The organism is Streptomyces sp. SID5910, from assembly GCF_009862125.1.
Lineage (GTDB): Bacteria > Actinomycetota > Actinomycetes > Streptomycetales > Streptomycetaceae > Streptomyces.
On record NZ_WWHX01000343.1, the window covers coordinates 1 to 4,157 of the forward strand.

The 4,157-nt window shown below is 74.1% G+C and carries 4 protein-coding genes; 1 reads left to right on the plus strand and 3 read right to left on the minus strand.

Translation table 11 applies throughout. The features are described from left to right. Positions 1–144: 144 nt before the first annotated feature. Both GTW67_RS11825 and GTW67_RS11830 read right to left on the minus strand, forming a co-directional pair. Positions 145–762, minus strand: coding sequence for a DNA polymerase ligase N-terminal domain-containing protein (locus GTW67_RS11825; protein WP_161164761.1), 618 nt, complete (start codon positions 760–762; stop codon positions 145–147). 65 nt (positions 763–827) lie between these two features. Beyond that, positions 828–1,658 (minus strand): aldo/keto reductase, encoded by an 831-nt coding sequence (locus tag GTW67_RS11830; protein ID WP_161164762.1) that lies wholly within the window; start codon positions 1,656–1,658, stop codon positions 828–830. Between the two features lie 178 nt (positions 1,659–1,836). Between GTW67_RS11830 and GTW67_RS11835 the strand changes: the two genes are divergently transcribed. Next, positions 1,837–2,814, plus strand: a complete 978-nt coding sequence (locus GTW67_RS11835) for a TauD/TfdA dioxygenase family protein (protein ID WP_161164763.1) — start codon at positions 1,837–1,839, stop codon at positions 2,812–2,814. A gap of 15 nt (positions 2,815–2,829) precedes the next feature. Here GTW67_RS11835 and GTW67_RS11840 read toward each other — a convergent pair. Further along, positions 2,830–4,157 (minus strand): metallophosphoesterase family protein (locus GTW67_RS11840; RefSeq protein ID WP_161164764.1); only part of this gene is annotated, 1,328 nt, incomplete at its 5' end.

Here is a 4,157-nt window from a genome sequence, read left to right on the forward strand (position 1 = left end):
CTGCTGCTGGTCGCCCAGCTCACCCAGCGCTGGGGCAGCCGCCAGACGGGGGTCGGCAAGACCATCTGGGCGGAACAGCCACTGCCCCCGGAATGACACCGGGAACGCGGGCGGGGACACCGGAGAGCGAGAGCGCCCCGCCGTCTAGCCCTCGCGCGCCTCCGCGGCGACCCGGGCGAGCGTGCGGCCGGTGCGGGCCGAGCGGGCCCGCCGGGGGTCCGGGGTGCCGTGCGTCCGCTGCCCGTCGCCCGCCGTCTTCACGAGGAGCCACGCCTCCTCCTCGTCCCGGCCGTGCCCGCCGCGGAACCGGGTCAGCGCGTACTCGCCGCGCAGCTTGGCGCCGTGCAGCCGGAACCGGGCGTGCCCGCGCGCGAGCGACTCCCCGAAGTCGACCGGCCGCCCCTTGCGGTCGTGGCTCAGCGGCTCGTACGTGCCGCGGTCCCAGACGATGACCGTGCCGCCGCCGTACTCGCCCGCGGGGATCACGCCCTCGAAGTCCTCGTACTCCATCGGATGGTCCTCCGTGGGCACGGCGAGCCGTTTGTCGCTCGGGTCCGCCGACGGCCCCTTCGGCACCGACCAGGACTTCAGCACGTCGGCCACCTGCAACCGGAAGTCGAAGTGCAGGGTGCTCGCGTCGTGGATCTGCACCACGAAGCGGGGCCGGCCGTCCTCGCCGGACGGCCGGCGTCCCGCGGGCTCGGCGGTCCGGTCGAAACGGCGCTTGCCGCGGTACTCCCGCAGCCCGTTCTCCTCGCCCACGTCCCGCTCCTTCCCGGCCCTCGTCGCAGCCTCGCCGTACCCCGACGGGGAGCCGGGTACCCCCGTCAGAACTCCTCGTGCACCTCCGGGTCCCCGCCGAGCCGCCGGTGCGCGCGGTCGGCGACGGCGCGCATCTGGGCGTCGTCCAGGGTGAAGCCGAACACGTCGAGGTTCGCGCGCTGCCGCCCGGGGTCCGCCGACTTCGGGATCGGCACCGAGCCGAGCTGGGTGTGCCAGCGCAGCACGGCCTGGGCCGGCGTCACCCCGTGCGCCTCGGCGACGGCGATGACGGCCGGGTCGCCGAGCACGTCGCTGCCGCGGCCCAGCGGGCTCCAGCTCTCCGTGCGGATGCCCTTGCGCTCGTGGAAGGCGCGCAGCTCGTCCTGCGGGAACAGCGGGTGCAGCTCGATCTGGTTCACGGACGGCAGGACACCCGTCTCCTTCTCCAGCCGCTCGATGTGCTCCGCCAGGAAGTTGGAGACGCCGATCGAGCGCACGAGACCGTCCTCGCGCAGCTTGATCATGGCCTTCCACGAGTCGACGTACTTGTCCACGCGGGGCAGCGGCCAATGGATCAGGTACAGGTCGACGTACTCCAGGCCGAGCCGGACGCGGGACTCCTCGAACGAGGCGAGCGTCTCCTCGTGGCCGTGGTGCCGGCCGGGCAGCTTGGTCGTCACCACGATCTCCTCGCGGGGGACGCCGCTGCCGGCCACGCCCCGGCCGACGCCGGTCTCGTTGCGGTAGTTCGTCGCCGTGTCGATCAGGCGATAGCCCGTCTCCAGGGCGGCGGAGACCGCCCGCTCCGCCTCGTCGTCCTTCATCGGCCAGGTACCGAGCCCCAGGGCGGGGAGCGTGGTGCCGTCGTTGAGCGTGTACGCCGGGATACTGATCACTGCGGGACCTTTCCTCGACTGTGACGACCGTGTGCCGCCCCTCCAGCGTCACGGACAGGGCGGGCAACGCTCAACCGGACGGGGCGGGAGAGCCCGCCGGGGCCCTGTCGCCAGGCCGGGCGAAGACTGCCACCATCTCCGCAGCAGCCGCATCGGACGACCGACCAACGGAGCGCGCATGACGACGGACAGGGCCACGGCGGAACGCACGGCGACCGAGGCCGCGGGGATCGAGGTGAAACCGGTCGCCGGGCACATCGGCGCCGAGATCACCGGCGTCGACCTGGCCGCCGGCCTCGACGAGGCACAGGTCGCCGCCGTCCGCGCGGCGGTGCTGCGCTGGAAGGTGGTGTTCTTCCGCGACCAGCGCCTCGACCACGCCGGACACGTCGCGTTCGCGCGCCGCTTCGGCGAACCGGTCGTCCTGCCCCGGCGCGGCAAGGCGTCGCCCCCGGACCACCCGGAGATCGAGACGACCGCCGACCGGCTGGAGCTGGGCGGGCGGTTCGGCATGGAGCACGACGAGTGGCTGCGCCGCCGGCGCCACACCCTGCTGCGCGGCTGGCACTGCGACCACGGCGCCCGCGTCGACCCGCCCGCCGCCACGATCCTGCGCGCCGAGACCGTCCCGCCGTACGGCGGCGACACCACCTGGGCCAACCTCGCCGCCGCCTACGCCGGACTGTCCGCCCCGATGCGCGCGTTCGTCGACGGACTGCGCGCCGAACACCGCCTCGGGGTGGGCTACCAGCCCCGGCCGGGCGACGACGCCTACGTCCGGCACCTCCTCGACCACCAGACCGCGACCGTGCACCCGCTGGTCCGCGTCCACCCGGAGTCGGGCGAGCGGGTCCTGTTCGTCAACGGCTACTACGTCGAGCAGATCGCCGGGCTCTCCCGCCCCGAGAGCGCGGCGGTCCTGGAACTGCTGGTGGAGCAGGCGACCCGGCCCGAGTACACGGTCCGCTTCCGCTGGGAGCCCGGCAGCGTCGCCTTCTGGGACAACCGCGCCACCATCCATCTCGCGCCCGCCGACAACGCCCACCTGGACCACCCGAGGACCATGCACCGCGTGATGCTCGCCGGTGAGGTGCCCGTCGGCGTGGACGGCACCGCGTCGACGCCGCTCACCGGCAGCGAACCGGGACGCTGGTGAGCCCAGGGCGCCCGGTCACCCGAGCGGGATCACCACCTCGTCCTCGACGGGCGGGTCCAGCTCCTGCGCCCGGTTGCCGGTGGCGGCGTGGCAGCGCAGCCGGACCGCGTCCGGGGTGACGTCCAGCCGCAGGAAGCACTTGAAGAAGGGCGGACTGTACGTCGCCGAACCCGGCGAGAACAGCTGCGTGTAGATCTTGCGCACGGGCAGCCGGAACCGCTTGCGGCGGTCCGGTCGGCGCCCGGTGCCCAGCAGCCCGGCGACCAGCCGGGTGCGCCGGGTGACCCGCGCGCCGGTGCCGGGGGCGCGGGCCGGGCGGATGCCGAGGCGTTCGGCGATCACGGCCGTCGCCTCGGTCTCCGTCAGCGTGAAGAAGCGCCGCAGCCGCAGCCGGCGCCCGTACAGCCCGCTGTAGAAGGCGAGGGAGTCGCCGCGCAGCGGATAGCAGCGGAAGTCGTCCTCGGTGACGCCGGCCACCGAGACCCGCGGGATGGTGTGGGTGGCGTGCATGAACGCGCCGCCGCCGCCCGCGACCACGTACTGGATCGTGCGGCCGTCCACGTCGACCGGATAGCGCTGGTAGTTGTGGATGTCGCCGCCGATCGCCGCGACGTAGCGGTGCGCGGGGTCGCGGACGATGGCGTCGACGGTGCCGCCGCCCTCGATGGCGCACGGGTGGTGCTCGCCGTCCACGTACAGGGGAGACCCGGTGACGAGGATCTTCGGGCGCGGTCCCCGGGACACCTCGCGCAGCCACGCGCCCTGTTCGGCGTCGAGGGTGCCCAGCAGCCCCGTGTCGATGCCGACGATCCGCACCGGGCCGGCGTCGATCGCCCAGTACGGGCCGGGCTGGACGGCCTGCTGGCCGGGCGCGGAGCGCAGCTTGCGGGCCTCGTCCAGCTGCCGGCCGTCGTCCGGGCGGGCCCGGTGCCACAGCCGGGACCGCAGCCACGCCCGGGTGAGGGGGCGTGGGGCGGGCTCGGGCGGCAGCGGCGGGGCGTCGTCGCAGAAGACCCGCATGAAGCCGCCGAGGTCCTCGTACCAGTCGTGGTTGCCGGGTATCGCGTAGATCGGCGCCGGGTAGTCGCGGTACGGGCGGAAGAACTTGGTGCCGTAGTCGTCGGCGCTGCCCACCGGGTAGATCACGTCGCTGGCGAGGACGGCGAACCGGGTGTCCCCGCCCTCCTTCAACAGCCCCGGCACGACCGCGTACTGGGGGTCGTCGCCCTCTCCGGTGTCACCGATGACCAGGAACGAGAACCGGTCCGGGTCGTCGCGCCGCACGACCTTGTCGGCCGGTGCCCCGGCGGCGGCCCGCTGAGCGACCCACCGGCCGCGGGTAA

Bases quoted from the DNA above. Each gene is read 5' to 3' on its own strand.
- GTW67_RS11835 (WP_161164763.1), top strand. From the start codon at position 1,837: ATGACGACGGACAGGGCCACGGCGGAACGCACGGCGACCGAGGCCGCG.